At 61.0% G+C, this 1,341-nt stretch carries 2 protein-coding genes; both read right to left on the reverse strand.

All coding sequences use genetic code 11. The annotated features are described in order from the left end of the window. Nucleotides 1–202 (reverse strand): hypothetical protein (locus WS49_RS35050; RefSeq protein ID WP_156437078.1); only part of this gene is annotated, 202 nt, incomplete at its 3' end. 38 nt (nt 203–240) lie between these two features. After that, the coding region (gene sctE, locus WS49_RS16610; RefSeq protein ID WP_156441402.1) for a type III secretion system translocon subunit SctE at nt 241–1,341 on the reverse strand (1,101 nt) is incomplete at its 5' end.

The following is a 1,341-nucleotide window of genomic DNA, read 5'->3' on the forward strand; positions in this document are numbered from 1 at the left end:
CAGATGCCGGCACGATGGGCCGTGCCAACTCGGTTCCGGTGCCGCCCGTTGCCCGATGCGCGGCGCCAGCTGCCGCCGAGGCCAGCATCGCGGCTTGTTCGCGGGTTTTCTGAGCCGCAGGCTGAGTGGCCGTCGCGTCAACATTCGGCGGATACGGTTGAAAACGAACGCGCGGCTGGAAGATTTGTGCTGCAATCGACATAGTCTTATCCTTGAATCAAATCTATTACAAAGCAACGATCAGACCGATCGCGCCAGGTTTTTGAGAATTGCCTGTCCCGTCGTCAATTCAACCGCGTTCGCCGACACCATGTCCTGCATCACGCTCGCGAGCGCCTTGTTGCGATCTGCGAACACCTGCAGGGCCGAGTCCATCAGTTGCTTGAGCACCGACAGATCGAACTCGGCCATCTTGAGGTCCGCCTTCTTCTTCGCGACATTCAGCTCCGCCTTCGCGGTCAGCACGTCCATCGTGCCTTGCGCGACGGTGCTGCCCGCGTTGAACGCGACATTCACCTGCTGCCCGCGCGTCATCAATTTTTCAACGTTCTCGTCCGTGATGCCCAACGACTTGCGCATCCGGCCCATCGCTGCCGCAGTCTTGCCGCTGAACTCCTCAAAACCTACTTTCTCGCTCAGATTCGCGAGGGCCTCCTTCAGCATCTTGCCCAGCGACGTCTCCATGAACTTCGCGACCTGCTCGGCAACCACCCCCGCCACCTTGGACGCGACGGACTTCACGAGCGATCCGCCGACCACGGCGACCGCCACCATCGCGATACCCGTGACCACCGCACCGATAATCGCGCCGGCAAACTCGGCCTTCTCCTTGGACACGCCGCACGCCTCCAGCGCCTGGGTCGCGACCTTCGACACAAAATTCATGATGGGCTTGACGACCGCATCCATCATCGGCTTCATCGCTTCGTCAATAAACGACTTCCCGGTGACCGCGTGACAGATTTCATCGCCCGCCGCAAGCGCAAGGCCTACGCCCGCCAACGCGAGGCTGGCGCCGCCCGTAAAGGCGGCTGCCGCCACGCTGACCGCGGTGACGACCCAGCCCAGGATCTTGCCGACGCAGCCCATCGTCTTCTGCATCTGCTCGGCCTTCTTTTGCTGCTCCTCCGCCTTCTGGACAGCCTTCTCGTAGTCGTTCGACTTCTTTTGCATGTCCTTTTGCTGCGCCTTCATCATCGTGAGATTCAGGCGTTCGCCATTGTTGAGCTCGGTGACGTTATTCCTTTCCATCACTTCGCCCAACGCGCCGAAGATCAGCGTCACCTCGGCGATGCCGTGCAAGCGGCCCAACGCGCCCAGCATATGCGCCTGCTTGGCCAA

Source organism: Burkholderia sp. RF7-non_BP4 (assembly GCF_001521935.1).
GTDB classification, from domain to species: Bacteria; Pseudomonadota; Gammaproteobacteria; order Burkholderiales; family Burkholderiaceae; genus Burkholderia; species Burkholderia diffusa.